This is a genomic window from Porphyromonas sp. HMSC065F10 (assembly GCF_001808555.1).
Classification (GTDB): domain Bacteria; phylum Bacteroidota; class Bacteroidia; order Bacteroidales; family Porphyromonadaceae; genus Porphyromonas_A.
In genome coordinates this window covers 52,145-71,462 of sequence record NZ_KV793804.1, presented here as the reverse complement: position 1 = coordinate 71,462, position 19,318 = coordinate 52,145, and the positions used below count along the sequence as shown (strand labels likewise).

Annotated in this window: 19 protein-coding genes and 2 tRNA genes; all 21 read right to left on the bottom strand. The window is 58.6% G+C overall.

Annotated elements, in window-relative coordinates; genetic code table 11:
* Window positions 1-54 precede the first annotated feature (54 nt).
* On the bottom strand, window positions 55-2,334 hold the full coding sequence (locus HMPREF2890_RS07945; protein ID WP_070467387.1) for a glycoside hydrolase family 20 protein: 2,280 nt from the start codon (window positions 2,332-2,334) through the stop codon (window positions 55-57).
* A gap of 113 nt (window positions 2,335-2,447) precedes the next feature.
* A complete protein-coding gene (locus tag HMPREF2890_RS07940) occupies window positions 2,448-3,497 on the bottom strand; it encodes an aminotransferase class I/II-fold pyridoxal phosphate-dependent enzyme (RefSeq protein WP_083289903.1) in 1,050 nt (349 codons plus the stop codon).
* A gap of 201 nt (window positions 3,498-3,698) precedes the next feature.
* The gene (locus HMPREF2890_RS07935; RefSeq protein ID WP_070467384.1) at window positions 3,699-4,142 is read right to left on the bottom strand and encodes an OsmC family protein; all 444 of its coding nucleotides are present in this window, start codon (window positions 4,140-4,142) and stop codon (window positions 3,699-3,701) included.
* Window positions 4,143-4,276: 134 nt separating this feature from the next.
* Window positions 4,277-4,657, bottom strand: coding sequence for a DUF2752 domain-containing protein (locus HMPREF2890_RS07930; protein ID WP_070467382.1), 381 nt, complete (start codon window positions 4,655-4,657; stop codon window positions 4,277-4,279).
* A 19-nt stretch (window positions 4,658-4,676) separates the two neighbouring features.
* The gene (locus tag HMPREF2890_RS07925) at window positions 4,677-5,102 is read right to left on the bottom strand and encodes a CD225/dispanin family protein (protein WP_070467380.1); all 426 of its coding nucleotides are present in this window, start codon (window positions 5,100-5,102) and stop codon (window positions 4,677-4,679) included.
* A gap of 83 nt (window positions 5,103-5,185) precedes the next feature.
* A complete protein-coding gene (gene hemN, locus HMPREF2890_RS07920; RefSeq protein ID WP_070467378.1) occupies window positions 5,186-6,553 on the bottom strand; it encodes an oxygen-independent coproporphyrinogen III oxidase in 1,368 nt (455 codons plus the stop codon).
* A complete protein-coding gene (locus tag HMPREF2890_RS07915) occupies window positions 6,543-7,757 on the bottom strand; it encodes an MFS transporter (RefSeq protein WP_070467375.1) in 1,215 nt (404 codons plus the stop codon). Before HMPREF2890_RS07915 ends, hemN begins: the two co-directional genes overlap by 11 nt.
* On the bottom strand, window positions 7,754-8,503 hold the full coding sequence (locus HMPREF2890_RS07910) for a C10 family peptidase (RefSeq protein ID WP_168160439.1): 750 nt from the start codon (window positions 8,501-8,503) through the stop codon (window positions 7,754-7,756). Before HMPREF2890_RS07910 ends, HMPREF2890_RS07915 begins: the two co-directional genes overlap by 4 nt.
* Before the next feature lies 1 nt (window position 8,504).
* The gene (locus tag HMPREF2890_RS07905; RefSeq protein WP_070467370.1) at window positions 8,505-9,053 is read right to left on the bottom strand and encodes a shikimate kinase; all 549 of its coding nucleotides are present in this window, start codon (window positions 9,051-9,053) and stop codon (window positions 8,505-8,507) included.
* Window positions 9,050-10,294 carry an MFS transporter gene (locus HMPREF2890_RS07900; protein ID WP_070467368.1) on the bottom strand — a complete coding sequence of 415 codons (1,245 nt, stop codon included), beginning with the start codon at window positions 10,292-10,294 and terminating at the stop codon, window positions 9,050-9,052. The genes HMPREF2890_RS07905 and HMPREF2890_RS07900 overlap by 4 nt, the downstream gene beginning before the upstream one ends.
* A 367-nt stretch (window positions 10,295-10,661) precedes the next feature.
* Window positions 10,662-11,042 carry a RidA family protein gene (locus tag HMPREF2890_RS07895; RefSeq protein ID WP_070467365.1) on the bottom strand — a complete coding sequence of 127 codons (381 nt, stop codon included), beginning with the start codon at window positions 11,040-11,042 and terminating at the stop codon, window positions 10,662-10,664.
* Window positions 11,043-11,072: 30 nt separating this feature from the next.
* Window positions 11,073-12,752, bottom strand: coding sequence for a DNA repair protein RecN (gene recN, locus HMPREF2890_RS07890; RefSeq protein ID WP_070467363.1), 1,680 nt, complete (start codon window positions 12,750-12,752; stop codon window positions 11,073-11,075).
* Window positions 12,753-12,761: 9 nt separating this feature from the next.
* Window positions 12,762-13,634, bottom strand: a complete 873-nt coding sequence (locus HMPREF2890_RS07885) for a type IX secretion component PorD family protein (RefSeq protein ID WP_070467361.1) — start codon at window positions 13,632-13,634, stop codon at window positions 12,762-12,764.
* A gap of 25 nt (window positions 13,635-13,659) precedes the next feature.
* Window positions 13,660-14,868: a bifunctional phosphopantothenoylcysteine decarboxylase/phosphopantothenate--cysteine ligase CoaBC gene (coaBC, locus tag HMPREF2890_RS07880; RefSeq protein WP_070467359.1), complete on the bottom strand. Its 1,209-nt coding sequence runs from the start codon at window positions 14,866-14,868 to the stop codon at window positions 13,660-13,662.
* Window positions 14,861-15,670, bottom strand: a complete 810-nt coding sequence (locus tag HMPREF2890_RS07875; RefSeq protein WP_070467357.1) for an exonuclease domain-containing protein — start codon at window positions 15,668-15,670, stop codon at window positions 14,861-14,863. The genes coaBC and HMPREF2890_RS07875 overlap by 8 nt, the downstream gene beginning before the upstream one ends.
* Window positions 15,667-16,878: a DNA polymerase III subunit beta gene (gene dnaN, locus HMPREF2890_RS07870; protein WP_070467355.1), complete on the bottom strand. Its 1,212-nt coding sequence runs from the start codon at window positions 16,876-16,878 to the stop codon at window positions 15,667-15,669. The genes HMPREF2890_RS07875 and dnaN overlap by 4 nt, the downstream gene beginning before the upstream one ends.
* Window positions 16,879-17,798: 920 nt before the next feature.
* Window positions 17,799-17,870: transfer RNA gene (locus HMPREF2890_RS07865), tRNA-Glu, on the bottom strand.
* A gap of 46 nt (window positions 17,871-17,916) precedes the next feature.
* On the bottom strand, window positions 17,917-18,189 hold the full coding sequence (gene rpsT, locus HMPREF2890_RS07860) for a 30S ribosomal protein S20 (protein ID WP_070467353.1): 273 nt from the start codon (window positions 18,187-18,189) through the stop codon (window positions 17,917-17,919).
* A 63-nt stretch (window positions 18,190-18,252) separates the two neighbouring features.
* Window positions 18,253-18,324, bottom strand: a tRNA-Glu gene (locus HMPREF2890_RS07855).
* Window positions 18,325-18,448: 124 nt separating this feature from the next.
* Window positions 18,449-18,718 (bottom strand): 30S ribosomal protein S15, encoded by a 270-nt coding sequence (rpsO, locus tag HMPREF2890_RS07850; protein ID WP_070467351.1) that lies wholly within the window; start codon window positions 18,716-18,718, stop codon window positions 18,449-18,451.
* A gap of 149 nt (window positions 18,719-18,867) precedes the next feature.
* Window positions 18,868-19,044 (bottom strand): hypothetical protein, encoded by a 177-nt coding sequence (locus HMPREF2890_RS09115; RefSeq protein ID WP_168160438.1) that lies wholly within the window; start codon window positions 19,042-19,044, stop codon window positions 18,868-18,870.
* Window positions 19,045-19,318: the final 274 nt, after the last annotated feature.

Here is a 19,318-nt window from a genome sequence, read left to right as displayed (position 1 = left end):
TTTTGCTCCTAACTCAGCTTGCGGAATCTAGGGTACTCTCTTTGCACGCTTCTCTTACCAGACCACCAGCTCATCGGCAAAGAGGAATCTCCCGCGCTGCGCCTCCTCATACCGGATCCGGAGGTAGCGGCAGGTGGTGTGGGGGTAGAAGGTGAAGGTCTCGAAGTGGAGCTTCCGGTCCGCCGGGTCGAGCGTCGACTTGATGCGATCCACCACCGTCCACTCCTCGCCATCGCTGCTGACGGAGAGCTCCACCCACTCGGGGGCGTAGATCCCGGGGATGGTATTGTGCATGCAGCGGGTGGAGACCTTACTGATCAGTGTCTCCTCGCCCATGTCGAGTATGCCGATATTGGATGGGGTGACGATGTTGCCGTACCAGCGTCCGTCGCCAAAGGAGACCGACCCGCGGTAGCCGTCCGTCAGGACGGTCTCAAATCCTCCCCCGCTGTACTTGCCCTCCACGGGCGTCTCCCACCGGATCGGCTTGCCGATGGCGCGGTGGTGGTCCACCCGGAGCGTGACGGGATCGCCTACCGGCTCACCGTTGCAGAACTGCCGGACGACGATGTCAGCGCTGTCCCGCACCTCGATCGTCTCGTCCTCCCGTATTTGCGGGTCGCTCATCTCGGGCACCTTGCCATCGACTCGGTATCTCATCTCGCAGGGATATAGCTCCGTGGTCCAGCGGACACGGGTGAGACCGGCATCCCGATCGACCTCGGTCTCGGACCGAAGCCCATTCGTCAGATCATATGCCCGTATGTCCCGCTCGTGGAGCAGGGGGATGTGCCGATTGACACGTATGCGGAAGTCCTCCCACGACCGCTTCTCCTGCGGTGTCCAGCCGATCTCAGCGATGGCGAGGAGGCGGGGGAAGATCTTGTACTCAAGAGCTTCACTCGTCTTGACATACTCCGTCCACATATTCCCCTGCACCCCTTTAACGAGGGTACACTCCTCAGGGGTAAGCTCCTCAGGCACCGGGTCAAGGGCGTAGGTCTGGGCGAGATCGCAGTAGCCCTCGTTGCTCTCATAGTCCACCGAGAGAGGGTCCTCCTGATAGTAGTCGAGGTAGCACTGCGGGCTGGGGGTCATGATCACCTGATGCCCGCTGCGGGCAGCCCGGAGACCGCCCTCCATACCTCTCCAGGACATAACGATCGCCCCGGGAGCCAAGCCTCCCTCGAGGATCTCGTCCCAGCCGATGAAGTGTCGGCCGTCCTTCTCAATCATCTCGCCCATGCGGTGGATGAAGTAGCTCTGCAGCTCATCCACGTCCTTGAGCTTCGCACGGCGCATCACCTCGCGACACTTGGGGCAGCTCTTCCATGCCTGCTTGCCCGCCTCGTCCCCGCCAAGGTGGATGTAGGCGGAGGGGAAGATGTCGTACACCTCGCTCAGCACGTCGCGGAGAAACTCGTAACTCATCGGGTTCCCGATGCAGAAGTCACTCTCCCCACGCCGAGCTCTCCCGCTGCAGCTCAGCACCGGGTAGGCATGCAGCACCTCCTCGCTGTGTCCCGGCATCTCGATCTCCGGGATCACCGTGATCCCTCGGGCGGCAGCGTAGGCAACGATCTCTCGTGCCTGCTCCTGCGTGTAGTACCCTCCGTAGGCACCGGGTGTCCCCTCCTTTGCATAGCGCCGGTCGCCCTCTATCCACCACTTCACCCAGTCGCTCTCGGTGCGATAGGCGGTTCGCTCAGTGAGGAGTGGGCGGCTCTTGATCTCTAAGCGCCAGCCACCGGCATCGGTGAGGTGCCAGTGGAGGCGATTGAGCTTGTACCGCTGCATCTCGTCGAGCAACTTCTTCACCTCCTCCACACCGAAGAAGTGGCGGCTCTCGTCCAGCATCAGTCCGCGATACTCGAGCCGAGGCTTGTCCTTGATCTCCACCGTCGGGATGCCGGAGGGCAGGATCAGTTGGCGGAGCGTCTGCAGGGCATAGCCGATGCCATCCTCATCGGCAGCAGTGATCCGGATGCCGCCACGCTTGACGGAGAGGGTGTAGGCCCCGGGGGTGGTCAGCTCCTTGGCGTCAATCGTGCAGATGACCGAGCCGTAGGTGTACTCCGGGGTGAGCTCCAGGGTGGGCAGACCCGTCTTGCTGAGGTCTGCATTGAGTCCTTCGACGAGTATGCGATAGCGCTCATCCGCCGAGGGGAGGACGATCGTGTGTCCCTTCGTGAGCGGCACCACACCGCCATCCTGCCAGACCACCTCCTCGGGCATCGGGAGCAGGGCCGGGTAGTCGGAGGACTTGCCCCCACCGAGATGACAGCTCGATAGGATGAGGAGAAGGAGGGTGAAAGTGATCGCCGGGTGTCTCATGGTCTCTATGGTATGGGGTGTAAAACTAAAAAAAGAGTGTACACCCCTATCCGCCCAAGGTCTCTCGCCTTACGGTCGGGGTGTACACTCATGATCAGGTCAGTGTCGTCGCATCAGAGCGTCGCGTGGTCTGCCTCAGCCCAGCCTCTGAGTCCCTCGATGAGGGCATCATTCTCCGCCTGATGGGGGAGGGGGGCGATGCGCAGCTCGTTGCCGTGTATGTCGATCCCCTTGGCTGCTGTGCCGACGAGGATATGGTGCTCCTTGAGCAGATACTCCGCCACCTGCTGAGCGGGACTGCTGCACTCTACGAGGAAGAAGGGGGCATCGCTGAGCTTGCTCTCGAAGCCCTCGATCTTGTCGATCTCCTTGGCGAGCAGTCGAGCATCCCTCAGCCACTTACGGATGGGGATCGTGAATGATGCGGGGTGCACAAGCACGTAGTGGACAGCCTCCAGCGCGAGCGAACTGATCCCGGTCGGGACGTAGTCCTCCCTGAGCCCATTGATGAAGTCGGGCCTGGCGCAGATGTAGCCGACGCAGAGCCCGGCGAGGTTGTAGGCGCGGGAGAAGGAGGAGAGCACCACGAGGTTGGGGTACTTCTGGATGTCCGACACCTTCAGCGTCTCCTCGAGGACATACTTACGCATAGAGAGGTCGACGATGATCGTCGTGTCGGGATGCTTCTTGAGGAGCGTGAGGAGGTCTCTGTGACGGTAGACCTTGCCGTCCGGGTTACTCGGTACAGAGAGCCAGACGAAGTCGACCCCTTCTGTGACCAAGTCTGCCAGCGGGGTCCCCTCCGGGGCTTCCCTTACCTCATGACCGGCGTGGTGCAGTGCTTGCCGAAACTCCATCCCGGTGGGTGGGAGGATCAGCGAGCAAGCTCCTCGGTGTGCATCAGCGATCAGCCGCACGGCTCCATCACCGCCATCGGTGATGAGCAACTCGTCCTCGTCGATCTCTAATCGTCGGGAGAGTAGCCGGGCGATGCGGGTGCTGCTGTCGCCGGGTGACTTAGAGATAAGGTCGATGTGATTGACCAAGTGCTCCTTGATCGGCTCCAGACGCGCTCCCTGCCACTTGAGGGTACTAAAGTCGAGCACTACTTCGGGCTCCATGTCCTGCTCCTTGTGAGCGGACCCTTTTACCGTGTGAGTCATATATAGCTTTGAGTTCTATTTTACCAAGGTCAAAGGTACCAATAATCGCCCACACCCCTTGCCCTGCTTTGAGAGCACGGCAGGCGAGGACAGACCAACTTTCTTTACCGGTATAAGATCGGACTAAGAGGGTGTCTGTTTCCGCTCATACCGATAGTAACAAGAGGGTATGGATGATGTCGGAGGGCAAAAAGGGCTCTCTCAGCAGCAGATGTCCCTTTGCTTCTTGATCAGGTCGAGATGCACTTCGGTGCCCCGGATGAGTGTCTGGGCGATGGGGCAGTGCGCTTCGGTCATCTCCAGCCAGCGGCGCTTCTGGTCGGCGTCGGCGTCGAGATCCGCCTCCATCCGGATGTTGATCCTCCGGATCGCCGGTCCCAGCTCAGGCTCCAGCTCACCGATGACAGTCAGCCGAAGGCTCCGGAGCTCAATGCCGATGCGCTCTGCAGCTCGGTGTGCGACGACATTGACGCAGCCGGCGAGGGCGCCGAGGAGTACCTCGACCGGATTGGCAGCCTCATCGGTCCCGCCTTCATCGGTCGGCTCATCGGTGCGAAAGGTGAACTTCCGCACCTTGATCTCCGTGCGGCACTCGGTCTCGCCCTCAGCGCGAGCGACGAGCTTAATCGTTTTCTTTTCACTCATAATGCATTCTTTGTATGGGATGACTTCCCCAAACGTACCACTTTTTTCCTACTCTTTGGCACAAAAAAGCACTGCCGATGGAGTGCCGCCAGCCCTGCTCGTATCCGTGCCAACGTAAGCCAAGAGTCTGATGGCTACGCCACTATATTGCGGCCAACCCAGAAGAGCAGGATCACCACCAGGATCACGACCGATGCGTGGTAGCCCAGGAGCAGGTCCCTGAGCTGGGCGCAGCGAGGGGAGCGGTGCGAGAGCGGCTTGAGGAGCAGCACGAGGGGGAGGGAGGGTAGGGCGATGACGAAGAGGGGATTCATCCGCCAGGCACCGGCGAGGTCGAGATTGAGCAAATGGTGGATAGCCCGCTGCGAACCGCAGCCGGGGCAGAGGTACCCCGTCAGGAGCCGAAAGGGACACCTCGGGAAGATCGGCACCACGGATGGGTCAAGACATTTGTAACCGACAGCTGCCGCCACAAGCGTCAGCACTATGAGGAGATACCTGATACAGGGGCGCATCTCAGCTCATGGATATGCCTTAGGCGACACCAACCATAAAGAAGAATAGGGAGATCCCGGCTACGGCAATGCCGCACCAGAAGCCGTAGGTGACCCACTGCTTGGCCTTGGCGGAGAATTCGTTGGCTGCGGTGATATTTCCGCTCGAGAAGGCACTATTGGCCTGCACGGAGTAGACGATCCCAAGGATCCCGAAGACCAGGCAGCAGAGGAGGGTCACTATGATCGACTCCACGAGATAGTCCTTGTGCTTGACGACGCCGGACGCCGGCACGGATCCCTCGGGTAGGAGTACAGCGGAGAGCTCAGGGAGGTTGCTCGCCTGGATCCAGTCGGCAAGTCCCTCTCTCCATACATAGGTCTGTGGGGTCAGCCTCCCTCTGAGTTGGTCGATGGTGTATGGTCCTTGTTGCTCAGATCCGTTCAGTATGTAGTACTCTGACATAAGTTTTATGGTGGTATGCGTGGTTGTGTCTAAGGGCAAAGTTATGTAAAAATCACCACCGTTGCCACGGAGGAGGGTCCGGCTCACACCGGCTTGGAGAAGCGCTTATCCGTCTGCTGCATCAGGGGATCGAGTGAGGCGGCCACGTAGCGCACGTAGGGCGAGCCGATAGGCAGCTCAATACTCTCCGGGGTCAGATTTATCAGTCCGTCAGCCGCCATCTCGTGCAGCTTGTCCCGGTCGTATACCACTGCCTGCATAGTCTCCTCTGCAGTTATGCCGAGCCGCTCAGCCACTTCGCTCCACCGGAGGCGGTAGTTACACATCAGCGTCTCGATCACCTCACGGACGATCTGCTCCCTCGGGGAGAGCAGGTAGCCTCTCTCGGTGTAGAGTCTCCCGGCACTGAGGGTGTCGATGTACTCGGTGATGTCTCGCCCATTCTGCGCATAGGCGGTGCCAAGCTGGCTGATGCCGGTGACGCCGAGAGCGTAGACCTGCGCCGTGGTCCTGAGGGTGCAGTACCCTTGGAAATTTCGTCTCAGTCGTCCCTCATCAAGCGCTATGCTGAGCTCATCGGATGGGAGGACGAAGTGATCCATCCCGATGGATCTATAGCCCTCACCGTGGAGTATGTCGGCAGCACGGTGGTACATAGCCTGCTTCTCTTCCGGCTCCGGGAGCCCTGCCCGCTCTAAGATCAGCTGCCGCTTATGCACCCATGGCACGTGACCGTAGCTAAAGGTGACTATCCGCTCCGGATGGATCTCTGCCGCCATCCGGACTGACCGCGCAAAGCTCTCTGCCGTCTGGTGCGGCAGCCCGAAGAGGAGATCCATATTGACCGTCGCCCCTGCATCGTGCAGCATCGACACGATCTCGCTTACGGGGAGGAGTGGGGGCTCACGATGGACGATCCGGAGCACCTCCTCGTCAAAGTCCTGCACCCCGAGGCTGTAGCGACTGAAGCGGCAGTCAATCAGCTCTGCCCATGCATGCTCATCGAGGTAGCCGGGATGGCACTCGATCGCAATCTCCGGTCGGTCGATCGTCTCCATGAGGGAGAGGAGGTGCTCATTGAGCTCGCGGAGGTAGTGGACCGGTATCGCAGTGGGACTGCCGCCGCCATAGTGGATCTGTGAGATCTTGCGTCCTGGGGTGAGGTGTCTGGCGATCAGGTCGATCTCTCTATGGAGCGCCTCCACGTAAGCCTCTATGCGATCCGGGCGAGCCATCGGGTAGGAATTGCAGGCGCAGAAGTGGCAGAGCTGGCGGCAGAAGGGGATGTGGATGTAGAAGGAGACGTGGTTGTCCGAGGCACTATTGGACGCTTCGATTGCAGCGAGGAACTCCTTCGGCTCTATGCTGTGGAAGAAATTGGCAGGCGGATAGCTGGTGTAACGGGGGACAGGTTGATTGTACTTCTCGAGGAGGGTATCGCTATTTTTCATTCTTAAAGACAAGGTGTATATAGAAAAGTGAGATGTGCGCCAGCAGTACGGCAAGGGCAAAGAGTCCACTGTAGCCGGTATGGTCTGCCACCACGCCGCCGAGGATCGCCATCCCCATGCCGCAGAGGTGGGTGATGACGATCTGCACGGTGAAGTCTGTCCCCTCGCGACCCGCACGCAGGGTCTCCATGGAGGAGACATAGACGACGACCGTCGCGCTCCCGTAAGCCGCCCACAAGAGCATCACACCGATGCTCACGAGGAGCGTGCTGACCTCGACCTGCGTCAGTATGAGGAAGTAGAGTGTGGCGACCAAGATCAGTGTGGCGAAGTACTTCCGAGCTCGATAGATCCCGATGCGACGAACGACGAAGCCCGAGGCGAGGGAGCTGACAAAGGCGGTACCGGTGCCGAGCAGTCCGCTCAGGATGCCTATGGAGCCCATATCAAACCCCTGGTCCACGAGCCACGGACGCAGCATAGGCAGTATCGCCATCAGGCCCGAGTAGAAGAGTAGGAGAAAGAGCACTTGGCGCCAGATCCCCTTACGGGAAAAGAAAAGGGCGAAGTCACCGATCCCGGCACGTCGCTTGGGATCTTTTTTCTCAAAGATGATCTGCCGCTCCAGCCCTAAGGGTACCAGTGCCAGCAGCACGAAGAGTGCCAGGCAGAGCAGGACCACCTGCCAGCCGTAGCGGTGTAAGACGACCAAGAGCAGCCCGCTACCGACCAGTGTGCCGGCGAAGCTTCCTGAGGACTGCATCGTATTGACGAGACTCTTGTCGCGCCCTCCGTAGCTCAGCGCTGCGAGGGAGTCGGTGGCGATGTCCTGTGTCCCGGAGGCGATCAGCGCTAGGATGATCAGCCCGAGGATCAGGTAGATGTCGCTACTTACCTGCAGCAGACCTATGGCGCAGAGGAGTCCGGCGTAGATCACCTCCGAGACGATGATGCAGCGCTTGTAGTCCCGCACCGTCAGACAGTGTCGGTCCACCAGGGGCGCCCAGAGGAACTTCAGGATCCACGGGAGCTTGACCAGCTGGAGGAGCCCGATGGAGGAGAGGGAGAACTGCTGCTCCCGCATCATCACCTGCAGTGCTGTGGAGAGGAAGCTTGAGGGGATGGACTGAGCCACGTAGAGACAGAAAAACGTCCCAAGTGTCAGTGCCTCAGCTCTGTATAGAGTACTATTCTTTTGTCTCATAGGGTGATGACGGAGGGGAGGAGGTGGTATCGTCCCGAGGAGGTGCGGGGCAGTCTCTGCTCCTCTGGACTGCGGAAGAGCGGTCCTCGGGACACATCGTATCGCCCATAGCGGTAGTACCCATTGGCTCGACCGCCCCAGCCGTAGTTGCAGTGGAGATAGAGTGCATCCTCCGTGCGGAGGAGTCCGTCCACGATCCAGGTGTGGAAGGTGAGGTCCTCCCTCCCGGCGGTGAGGATCACCGGCAGTCCCCTTCGGAGGCTCTGCTCGATTGCTTCTCTCAGCCCCCACCAGTGGAGCCTCGCCTGATGAAAGCCCATCTGGGTGAGGAGAAGTCGGATACGCCACGGCCAGGTGAGACCAAAGTCGGTCGTGTAGATCGTCCAAAGGGCGGTGCCTATCTCCGAGAGAAATCGACCTGCCATCTCTCGCTCGGAGGCGGTGGAGGTGACTCTGGGATCAAGGGCGGAGACCCGCTCAAGGGAGCGGAAGAGAGGATTTCGGGAGCCACGCTCTACCGCCACTTGCGTGAGTAGCTGAGCCAGTGCCACGGGTGCACAGCCGGCCGGGGAACGACCGATGGGCGAGGAGGGCCGCAGTCCTCTTCGGATCGGGGTATGGAGGTCAAAGGGGGTACCCTGGTGCCATATCGTGCGGACCATCATCGGGATATACTCGGTCACCTCCTCGGGCGTGATGAGATCAGAGCCGCTGAGGAGTGCCCCGAGACTTTCTTTTCTCTCCATCTTAGGCATCCTCCTTCTCCATATGATGTCGGATCGCCTCTATCACCTGCTCCGCAGCCTCGCGCTCCTCCTCCGCACTCCTCAGGTGACCAATCGGCACCACCACCTGCGCTCGGGAGTAGTAGGGCTCTCTCTTCTCTGAGATCGCCTCGAGGTAGTCCCGTACCTCGCTAGGCGTCTTCTCTGCCACTGCCGGTCGGGTCGCTCGGACTCTGTAGAGCCTCTCGGCAAGTAGGTCCAGCGGCGAGCGGAGGTAGACTACCAGCCCATGGGCGAGCATGCGGTCCATATTGTCCTCCCATATAGGCAGCCCCCCACCGGTGGCGATGAGGGTGTCCTGCTCCTGCAGCAGCTCCAGCAGAGCCACACGCTCTCTCTTGCGGAACTTGTCGATCCCGCAACAAGCCACCATTGATGAGATGGAGGCGTGGTACCGGCTCTCGACAAAGAGGTCCGTATCGACAAATGTCAGCCCGAGTCTCTCGGCAACGAGCCTGCCGATGGTGCTCTTGCCCACTCCGGGGAGTCCTATGAGGAATAGTGGTCTCACTGTGCTGTCGCTCTTACCTTACGATACATAATCCAATAGAAGAAGAGGGCAATCCCCTCGGAGAGGGCGGTGAGGAGGATGATGACCATCGTCAGCCCCTTGTCGTAGAGAAGTCCGCTGAGAGCCGACCCGGCAAGCAGTGCCAGCCCGTAGAAGGTATTGAAGAGCCCGAAGCCGAGTCCGCGCTTCTTGTATGGTGTCAGGTCGGCTATTGCGGAGCGCATCACCGTCTCGTGTGCACCGAGGATCACCCCCATGACCACCATCCCGGAGATGACCACCGGGACTGAGGTGCTGAGGGTGAGGATCGGCAGCAGCAGGGTGAGGAGTGGCACGATGAGGAGGATCAGGATGCCTCCCGTCTTGGATCCGGTCCGCTCCTTCAGTCGGTCGTAGGTTCGCCCGATGAGCAGTGCCACTAAGGCATCGATGCCCATGGCGCCGGCGTAGAGCATCGTGATCATCGTGTCGGACATGATGGACCGGACCTTGAGGTGATAGCCGATGATGCCAAAATTGAGCAGACCAAAGGCGGTGAAGAAAGTGAAGGCGGAGTAGATCCAGAACATCCGGCTCAGCCTCCCCGGCGCCCCCGCCGGAGCGACAGCGCCATGCTCACGCTCTAAGCGTGACACCCGCCGCCAGACGTATACGAGGAAGAGCATCAGCACGACGAAGGGGATCGCCAGTAGCCTGTACCCGAGCTGAAACTCCCCCACACCACTCTGACCGGCGTAGTAAAAGACTGCGGTGAAGATCAGTGGACCGAGAAAGGCACCGAGCTGGTCCAGCGCCTCCTGCAGCCCAAATGCGAAGCCCAGGCCCACCTGCCGCTCAGAGATGCCGGAGAGGAGCGTGTCCTTGGCCGGGCTGCGGAAGGCCTTCCCGATCCGCTCCGTCAGGATCAGGACGATGAGTACGCCCCAGCTGGTGGTGCAGCCCATCAGCGGTATCACGAAGTGGACCCCATAGCCGAGGAAGAGGAAGAGCCAGTACTTGCCACTCTTGTCGAGGATGACTCCGGAGATGAGCCGGAGCGCATAGCCGATGAACTCGCCCAGACCGAATACCAGCCCCACCTGAGCCGCCGACACACCGAGGAGACTGAGGTACTGACCATTGACACTCCGAGCGGACTCGTGGACGACGTCGCCCAGCATGCTGATGATGCCGAAGAGGACAATCACTACAAGCACCTGACGGCGGACTGAGGATTGATCTTGGGTGTGATTTTCAGTCATGACTTTTGCTCTTTGAGCCACAAAGGTACACAATCGCGCCCCTTTGCGTGGTCCTTATGCCTGAGCTTTTCACCGTCAGTGCATTATGAGACTGTTGCACGAAGGCGATCTGCTGCGTTGCTTTCGGAATTCGGTCTCGGTCACGTACGTGAGTACGCTCCCTTCGACCTCATCCTCAGCGCCTTGCATCTCATCCTTCGTGCAAAGTCTCAGCACATTTGAGACAAATGTACGAGAATGGCACTTCGTGCAACATTCTCATTATACTAATCTCAGTGTGTGGTCTCGCTGTCGCGTTTCGCAAAAAAAGCGGGTACTGATCCGGAATAGGGTCAGTACCCGCCTTTTCTGTACGAAAGTGAGCGCCTTACTTGGCTGCGGTCACCTCGATCTCGATCACTCCTCCTGCAGGCAGCGCGCTTACGGCGAAAGCGCAGCGTGCCGGGAAAGGAGCAGCGAATTGCTCCGCATAGATCTTATTGACAGCGGCAAAGTCTCCCATATTGGTCAGGTAGACGATGCACTTGACGACGTTGTCCATCGTCATACCGGCCTCGGCAAGGATCGCCTTGATATTGGCAAAAGACTGCCTGCACTGCTCCTCGACAGTGTCACCGGCGAGCTTGCCGGTCTCGGGGTTGAGCCCCAGCTGGCCTGAGATAAAGAGCAGATCACCGGTGCAGATCGCCTGTGAGTAGGGACCGATGGCTGCCGGTGCCTTCTCTGTAGAAATAGCTTTTTTAGACATGATTGTTTTGTATAAGTGATTGGTTTGGGATTAGTCTTCGGTGTGCGCCAGCAGCTCTCTGGCGTTGTCGAGAGCTGCCTCGGTCTGAGCTGCACCGCTCAGCATCGCAGCGATTGCCGCGACTCGCTCCTCGCCCTCAACGGGTCGGAGAGAGGTATTGTAGGTGTCTTGGCCCTCCTCCTTCTCGACCACCACCTGATGATCCGCCTGTGCAGCGATCTGTGGCAGGTGGGTGATAGAGAGCACCTGGAGGTGGCGACTGAGTCGCCTCATGATTCGCCCGAGCTTCTCGGCGGCGCGACCGCTGACCCCGGTGTCGATCTCGTCGAAGATTATCGTCGGGAGGATCTGCCGCTCAGCGATGATCGCCTTGAGGGCAAGCATAATCCTGGAGATCTCTCCGCCCGAGGCGATCTCATCAATCGGCTGGAGGGTCGTCTGCTTATTGGTCGCTATGAGGAATTGGATCTCGTCCTCACCGGTCGGGGTCAGATCCTTGGTCTTGGTGAGACTGACCTTGAAGGAGGCACCCGCTATGCCGAGCTCATCGATCGCCTCCATAAGTGAGGGGACGAAGGACTTGATCCCTCGCTCCCGGCTCTTCGTCAGCTGCTGTGCCATCTCCGCTGCATCGCGGCGAGCACGCTCCACCTCTCGGCGTAGCTCCTCTATGCGATCGTCCGCCGAGGTGATGGAGTCCAGCTGCTCCTTGTACCGGTCACGGAGCTTGATTAGTTCGTCACCATCCGACACGTTGTGCTTGTACATGAGAGACTGCAGGAGGTTCATCCGCTCCTGGAGCCGAGCGACCTCCTGTGGGTCGATCTCGATCTCGTCCAGCTGACGTGATGCATCGCTGCTGATGTCGGCAAGCTCAATGTAGACCGCCTCCAGTCGCTCTCCGTATTCCCCTGCTGGGGCAAAAGTATCGGCAAAGCCCTTGCAGTCGTGAGCGAGGGTGTGCAGGCGTGACAGCACCGATACCTCCTCCTCGCGACCATAGCCGTCAAGCCCTGCCAGCTCCTGCATCAGCTGGGAGATCTCTGTGGCATGCTCCGCCATCGTGAGCCGCTCGCGGACCTCAGCCTCCTCGCCCGACGTGATGTGGGCATCGCTCAGCTGCTTGTACTGGAAGGAGATGTAGTCCTCCTCCTCTCGCTGCTTGCGGACCCGCTCCTGCTCCGACGTGAGCTGAGCGGACAGTCTCCGGTAGAGTACATACTTCTCGGCGTATGCCTCTCGCTCTCCCTGGTTGTCCGAGAGGGTGTCTATCACGGAGCGCTGGAAGTCCGGGTCCCCGATGAGCCTATTGTGGTGCTGTGAGTGGATGTCGACCAAGTGGTCACCGATCTCCTTGAGTAAGCCGGCTGATACCGGTGTGTCATTGACAAACGCTCGGCTTTTTCCGCTCTTGAGTACCTCTCGCCGTAGGATGCAGGTGGAGCTGTAGTCGAGATCGTTTTTCTCAAAAATAGGCTTCAGTCCCACCCGCTCCTCTAAGCAAAAGGAGGCCTCGACCACCGCCTTTGAGGCACCGGAGCGGAGCATCTTGCGGATGTCTGCCCGACCTCCGAGGAGGAGCTCGATGGCTCCGATGATGATGGACTTACCTGCGCCGGTCTCACCGGTGATCGAGGTAAAGCCCTCTCGGAGGTCCCACTCGAGGTGGTCTATGAGGATGAAGTCCTTGATGTGCAAGTGTGTGATCATATACTCCTTCTATTCTCTGATCCAGGGGATAAGCTCCTCTATCATACTCCTCACCTCAGGGTCTTTGCTCCACTGCTGCAGCTCTCCCGACTTGGTCTCGCTGATCATCTGGATCAGGCGGGGCGCCTGCATTGAGAGCCGGAGCTTATTCATCTCCTTGAGCCAGTAGGTGAGGCTCTCTCTGCTCCTCGACTCCATCGGCTCATCCAGCACCTCTCTGTGGTACAGGCAGTAGAGCTCTCGCCCGCGAGTGCCCTCATCGGTGCGCAGCTCGGGGAGTAGCCGACCCGGGCTGAGGGGAGCCGATCGCAGGTCGTCACTCTCCCGCCAGGCGTCACTGAGCTGCTCTGACCTCTGCTGCAGATGGTCGAGGAAAGGCTGACCGCCGAGGGTGTCAAAGGAGTCGTAGTAGAGTAGCATCAACACCGTCAGGTAGTAGTAGAGTCGACGCCCGAGGATGCTCTCCGGGATCGAGCCGGGTAGGGGAAAGTAGGTCCCCGCCTCGCTTGTGGAGATGGGTATCTCTCGCTCCATCACCATGAAGAGCGGACTCTGTCGCCCACTCCCGTAGATCGGTCTGTAGGCGGTGAGTGTGAGGTCTCCCGTGAAGTGCTGTCCCGACCCGGCAGTGAGCCGAATGTAGATCGATACCGCCACAGGCTCCTTGGGGGTCATACTGAGCCGGACATCGGGGCTGAAGCCGTCGGCAAATCGCCGTACCCGCTCACTCAGCCCCTCTGCGTCCTTGGCGGCTGTCGAGCCCAGCGCTGAGGCGTCAACCTCTACGCGTGACGTGACCAACTGCTGAGCCGAGAGCGGTATCGCCACCGCGCTCATCAGGAGTGTGGCGAGGAGGACAATAGGGTGCGCAAAGATCTGCATAAGGAGAAGTGGGTAGTGACTCCGATTAGCTGAGCTGGGGTAGGGTGTTGAGGATCTCGAGTGCCACCTGCTCCTTGTCCATCAGCGGTAGGGAGCGCTCGATAGAGCCATCCCGGCTAAGTAGGGTCACTCGATTGGTGTCGGTGCCAAATCCTGCCCCCTCGTCCTCAAGGGTATTGGCGACGATGAGGTCAAAACTTTTCCGCTCCATCTTGTCCCTCACCTGCTCGAGGTCGAGGTGGGTCTCTAAGGCAAAGCCGATGTGTATCTGCTCCTTGTCCTTTTCCTTGCCCATAAGTGCGGCGATGTCGGGATTGGGGACAAGCTCGATCGTCATCGAGGGTCGACTCTCCCTCTTCACCTTCTGCTCCTCGGGATGAGCCACCTTGTAGTCTGCCACGGCGGCACAGAAGATGGCTATCTGGTACGAGGTCACTGAGCGGCAGGCCTCCAGCATCTCGTCAGCACTCTCGACCCGGATCACCCGCAGTCTCTCGTGGGGAGTCGGGAGGACCTGGGCGGGCCCGGTCACCAGGGTGACCTCCGCACCCATCCGGATCGCCTGCTCGGCGAGTGCCTTGCCCATGCGTCCGGAGGAGTAATTGCCTATGAATCGTACCGGGTCGATCCGCTCGTACGTCGGCCCCGAGGTGATCAGTAGCTGCTTCCCGGTGAGTGTCGTCGCCTTGTCCATGTCCTCCTCTATCCTGCGAACGATCTCCTCCGGCTCGGGCAGTCGACCCTTGCCTATGAGGTGGCTCGCCAGCTCTCCCTCCTCCGCCTCGAGTATCGTCGCCCCCATCTCTCTGAGGCGGGCAGCGGAGGCGATGGTCGATGGGTGGCGGTACATATCGAGGTCCATTGCCGGAGCGATGTAGACCCGCCCTCGTGTGGCGAGGTAGCAGGTGACGAGAAGATTGTCAGCTATGCCATACGCCATCTTGGCCATCGTGGAGGCGGTGGCCGGGGCGACTATGAAGAGGTCTGCCCAGAGCCCCAGCTCCACATGGCTGTGCCACGTGCCGTCGCTGTGGTCAAAGAAGTCGCACAGTACCGGTCGGCCGGAGAGGGTGGAGAGGGTGAGCGGGGTGATGAATTCCTTAGCCGCTGCCGTCATCACCACCTGCACCTCAGCCCCTGCCTTGACAAGGAGCCGGATCAGTGAGGCAGCCTTGTAGGCTGCGATGCTCCCGGTGACCCCGAGGACGATGTGCTTACCGCTTAGGTTAGGCATGACCGGGCTTTTCGCTATTCAGGTCGATGGCTTTCTTGATCTTCTGGAGCTGAAACTTCGTGTCTGCCGGGAAGTCGCTATTCATCATCCAGCCGAAGTAGCCGGGCTCCTTTGCGAGCACATCGGAGACGAGTCGACCCTTATACTTACCGAAGTTAAAGACCACCTCGTCCCTGTCGTTGTAGACGAATCGCCCGGCGAAGTCCACCACACGGCGCTGCGTGGTGTACTCATCCAGACGATCGACATCATTGGGGAGGTCGTCGTACTTGGCGAGCTGACCGCGTAGGACATTGTAGGTCGCCTCGGTGTCAGCCAGCGCTCCGTGCGCTCCGTCAAAGGTGTAGCCGCAGTAAAACTCATGTGCTGCAGAGAGTGTCCTCGCCTCGCGCTTGTGGTAGATCACCTGTACGTCAACCACCTTGCGGCTGTGCAGGTCAACCGGTACTCCTGCGCGATAAAACTCCTCGCTCAGCATCGGCATATCAAAGCGATTGCAATTATATCCCGCAAGATCGCACCCTTCGATGAAACCGGCCACTCGCTTCGCTATATCAGCAAAGGTGGGCGCCTCAGCCACGTCCGCATCGCTGATACCGTGGACTGCCGTCGTCGACTCCGGTATGTGGCACTGAGGGTTGACACGAGAGGAGAAAGTCTCCTTGCTCCCGTCGGGCATTACCTTGACGAGAGCTATCTCTACGATACGATCCCTCGCCGGGTCCGTCCCGGTCGTCTCGAGATCGAAAAACACAAGCGGTCGCTCCAGTCGAAGCTGTGGAAGGGTATCAAGCTTGCTCATATCAGCAGAGGCATATCTACGGCAATAATCGTCTCCTCCTCATCCCGCTCCTGTGGTGTGATGATGGCAGCGTGAGCGCGATCTCCGAGCAGGAGCTCCACTTCGTTTCCGGGGAGTATATTCAGGATCTTGATTAGGTGGATGGCGCTGAAGGCGATCTCAAACTTCTCCGTACCGCTGTAGTTGACCGGCAGTGTCTCCTGTGCCGAGGTGGAGTAGCCGAGGTCTTTTGCATCCAGCTGCAGCTGGTTGGGTGTCAGGACTAAGTTGACCAGCTTGGTGGCGTCATTGGCAAAAATCGAGACGCGCCTGAATGCAGCCAGCAGCTGCGATCGGTCGGCGATGATGCTCTTATCATTGTCCTGAGGGATGACGCTCTCGCAATTGGGGTACTTGCCATCAAGCAGGCGACACTGGAGACGCATATCCTCCCGCTCAAAGGTGGCGTAATTGACATACACGGTCACACGGATCGTATCCTCGAGCTCCGGTGAGGAGATCTCCGTCTCACTGTCGGCCCCCTCCGTCTCCGGTGTGGAGTCGTTGCCTCGGTGAGTGAAGAGGAGCTTGATCAGCGACACAGGCTTGCCCGGCAGCGTGAAGGACTTGCTCTCGGGAGCGTCCGTGAGCTGCACAGAGCGATTTTTGTACAGCGCCATCATATAGCCGTCGGTGGCAGAGAATGCGATCTGCTCCTTATTGATGTCAATGTGCACTCCGCCTAAGAGGGGCCTGGTGTCCTCCACCGAAACAGCATAGTCGGTGTAGGTCAGTCCCCTGCTGAATACACTCGTGGGCAGATCCAGGACAGTCGACTGATCGTCCAGCGCCTCTACCTCGGGGTAATTCGTGGCGTCCTGTCCGACGAAGTCAAAGTGACCATTATTGTACCGGACGTTGATGTGCTGATTGTCTGTGTCAATGTCGAAGGTGAGGTCCTGAGCAGGAAGCTCCTTGAGTGGGAGCAGGAGGTGCTCCGGTCGGATGCAGATGGTGTAGTCCTCGCCCTCGTGCGACTGAGTGCGGAGCGACAGGGTGAGACGCGTCTCACCGTCTGTCCCGGTCATACGGATGATGCCTCCCTTGATCTCAAAGAGTATGTCGTTGATGATGGCCGACGTGCCACCGGTCTTGCCGGAGGAGGGGATCACGCGGCTGATGATCGATAGTCTGCTACTGAGCTGCTGACTGCCTACTGTAAATTTCATAAGTGATCGGATAAGAGTATCGTTTATACTTAGGGGTAAAAGTACCAAATTGCCCAGATATGACCAATTGTCTCCCCCGAGTCGTCTCGGGGTGACGCATTTGAGCGTTACAGAAGCCATTCAACTCATTGTAAAGAGTGGTGAATGAAGCACCCCGATAGGGGTGCTCGCTTTTTAGCCCCGGGTCGAGGGGCGCAGCCCCGACGACCCGGGGATCAGGCATTGAGAGCGATAGCGACCCCGTCAGGGCGTCGCACTGCTTGCCTGACGCCCTGATAAGTGCGACACCCTAGCGGGGTCGTATATCTTTCTGGGCATCCTCTCTCGGGGTCTTCGGCGCTATGCGCCTCGACCACCGGACTAAAAAACGATGATCCCTATGGGGTTTCGCCCCTGCGGGATCGGCAGTAGGGATTGCACAGCGACAGGGATTATCACTTCTTTGCTGTAGAGCTCAAGTGCGTCATCCCCCGAGTCATCTCGCAAAAAGGAGATCAAGGATGATGCCAAACTAATACCGATATTAGTGAAGTCTAATACCGATATTAGACGCGACTAATATCGGTATTAGAGATCAGCGAGAGCCACTCGGGCGAAGGACCTCATTTCCTTGGGCTTGCTGTGCGGCACGCACGTGCTCTCTTCTGTCCGGGGTTTTGCCCGGTCGGTCTCCGCAAGTCCGGTGGTGTGGAGCAATAAAAGAATGTTGCACGAAGTGCCATTCTCGCATATTTGTTTCAAATGTGCTGAGACTTTGCACGAAGGATGAGATGCAAGGCGCTGAGGATGAGACCGAAAGGAGCGTACTCACGTACGTGACCGAGACCGAATTCCGAAAGCAACGCAGCAGATCGCCTTCGTGCAACAGTCTCAAAAAAAAGAGCTGTCAGTCGTGTGACTGACAGCTCTCGTATACTATGTAGTCCGTATGAGAGTCGAACTCATCTTTCAAGAATGAAAATCTTGCGTCCTAACCGATAGACGAACGGACCAAATAGCTTGGGCCGAGATCGTTTCGAGGGCGATGACTTCGGCTTCTTAGGCGTTAGCCTGCTGACCCTTGAGGCTATTAACCTTCTCTGCGAGGGAGTGCTTCAGGTTGGCAGCCTTATTCTTGTGGATGTGACCCTTGCCGGCCATACGATCAATCAGTGATGTGACCTTCGGGAGAGTCTCCTCTGCCTTGGCTGCATCGTCAAGGGCACGGAAGTCGCGGACTGCATTACGCATCGTCTTACCATAGTAGCGATTGCGCGTGCGACGTGCGCTGGCTTGTCTGATTCTCTTAAGTGCTGACTTATGATTTGCCATGATTGGATTATTCTATCTGCACCCTTAGGAGAGTGTGTCCCTGCAAGAAGTCGGGATGAATAGTAGTCCGTAGGGGAATCGAACCCTTATTTCAAGAATGAGAATCTTGCGTCCTAACCGTTAGACGAACGGACCAAAAACTTTCGTGCTATTGCTCTGCAAAGGTAAGAAAGTTTTTTACTTCTTGCAAGCTTTGTGGGGTTTTGATCTTACTTTCGTTGATTATTGACCCCGGACACCCTCTCTTGGGTGATAATGATTATCTGCGGATGTGTAGTTTCTCGATGATGGCGCGGTAGCGATCGATGTCGTTGCGCATCAGATAGTCGAGCAGGTGACGGCGCTTACCGATAAGGAGCTTCATGGAGCGTGAGGTATTGAAGTCCTGCGGGTGCTTCTTCAGGTGCTCCGTGAGGTGTGAGATGCGGTACGTAAAGAGAGCGATCTGGCTCTCTGCTGAGCCGGTGTCCTGGTCTGACGTACCATACTCACCGAAGATTTCCTTCTTCTTAGCTGTATCCAGATACATAATCTAGTAACAATGAAAATGAGTGTGAATAATGACGCATGATCACCCCGTACGTCCGGGTGACATTTGCGACTGCAAAGGTAGTACTTTTAGTTGGTTGCTCCAAGTGTCTCTCCTTGCGGTCTTTTTTTTGCGTGACGGGCGTTTTTTTATTCCTCCTTACGTTGGTAGATGGCTGCTCCTCCGGGTATCGGGGTGTAGCTGATCGCCTCCTTGAGCTCCCCGGTCTCACCGGTGAGGATGGGTGCCTTGGTCCGCTCCGGGGAGTAGCGCCCGGTCTCTCCGGAGTGACCATACCATGGGCTCTCCGGCTTTCGTCGCTCCACCTCCTGCCAGGGGTTGAGCAGCTCGTCGGTAAATCCCTCGTTTTCGAAGGACTTGCGGAAGTGGTCAACCGCCGTCTGCCCTACGATGTGCTTAGCATCTCCCTCGAGGTATTGCTGTATGTCGTCCGCCTTCCGTCGGAGGCGGTCTCTGAGGTCTGAGAGATTTATCTATTTGGAGGAGTGGGATATAATGTGTACCATTGCAGTGCAATCACCTAAAAGGGTGATTGAAGTAGGGGCCAGGGCTTAGACCCACCCCCGCGCACAGGCGATG

Bases quoted from the DNA above. Each gene is read 5' to 3' on its own strand.
- HMPREF2890_RS07945 (WP_070467387.1), bottom strand. From the start codon at position 2,334: ATGAGACACCCGGCGATCACTTTCACCCTCCTTCTCCTCATCCTATCG.
- HMPREF2890_RS07940 (WP_083289903.1), bottom strand. From the start codon at position 3,497: ATGACTCACACGGTAAAAGGGTCCGCTCACAAGGAGCAGGACATGGAG.
- HMPREF2890_RS07935 (WP_070467384.1), bottom strand. From the start codon at position 4,142: ATGAGTGAAAAGAAAACGATTAAGCTCGTCGCTCGCGCTGAGGGCGAG.
- HMPREF2890_RS07930 (WP_070467382.1), bottom strand. From the start codon at position 4,657: ATGCGCCCCTGTATCAGGTATCTCCTCATAGTGCTGACGCTTGTGGCG.
- HMPREF2890_RS07925 (WP_070467380.1), bottom strand. From the start codon at position 5,102: ATGTCAGAGTACTACATACTGAACGGATCTGAGCAACAAGGACCATAC.
- hemN (WP_070467378.1), bottom strand. From the start codon at position 6,553: ATGAAAAATAGCGATACCCTCCTCGAGAAGTACAATCAACCTGTCCCC.
- HMPREF2890_RS07915 (WP_070467375.1), bottom strand. From the start codon at position 7,757: ATGAGACAAAAGAATAGTACTCTATACAGAGCTGAGGCACTGACACTT.
- HMPREF2890_RS07910 (WP_168160439.1), bottom strand. From the start codon at position 8,503: ATGGAGAGAAAAGAAAGTCTCGGGGCACTCCTCAGCGGCTCTGATCTC.
- HMPREF2890_RS07900 (WP_070467368.1), bottom strand. From the start codon at position 10,294: ATGACTGAAAATCACACCCAAGATCAATCCTCAGTCCGCCGTCAGGTG.
- HMPREF2890_RS07895 (WP_070467365.1), bottom strand. From the start codon at position 11,042: ATGTCTAAAAAAGCTATTTCTACAGAGAAGGCACCGGCAGCCATCGGT.
- recN (WP_070467363.1), bottom strand. From the start codon at position 12,752: ATGATCACACACTTGCACATCAAGGACTTCATCCTCATAGACCACCTC.
- HMPREF2890_RS07885 (WP_070467361.1), bottom strand. From the start codon at position 13,634: ATGCAGATCTTTGCGCACCCTATTGTCCTCCTCGCCACACTCCTGATG.
- coaBC (WP_070467359.1), bottom strand. From the start codon at position 14,868: ATGCCTAACCTAAGCGGTAAGCACATCGTCCTCGGGGTCACCGGGAGC.
- HMPREF2890_RS07875 (WP_070467357.1), bottom strand. From the start codon at position 15,670: ATGAGCAAGCTTGATACCCTTCCACAGCTTCGACTGGAGCGACCGCTT.
- dnaN (WP_070467355.1), bottom strand. From the start codon at position 16,878: ATGAAATTTACAGTAGGCAGTCAGCAGCTCAGTAGCAGACTATCGATC.
- rpsT (WP_070467353.1), bottom strand. From the start codon at position 18,189: ATGGCAAATCATAAGTCAGCACTTAAGAGAATCAGACAAGCCAGCGCA.
- rpsO (WP_070467351.1), bottom strand. From the start codon at position 18,718: ATGTATCTGGATACAGCTAAGAAGAAGGAAATCTTCGGTGAGTATGGT.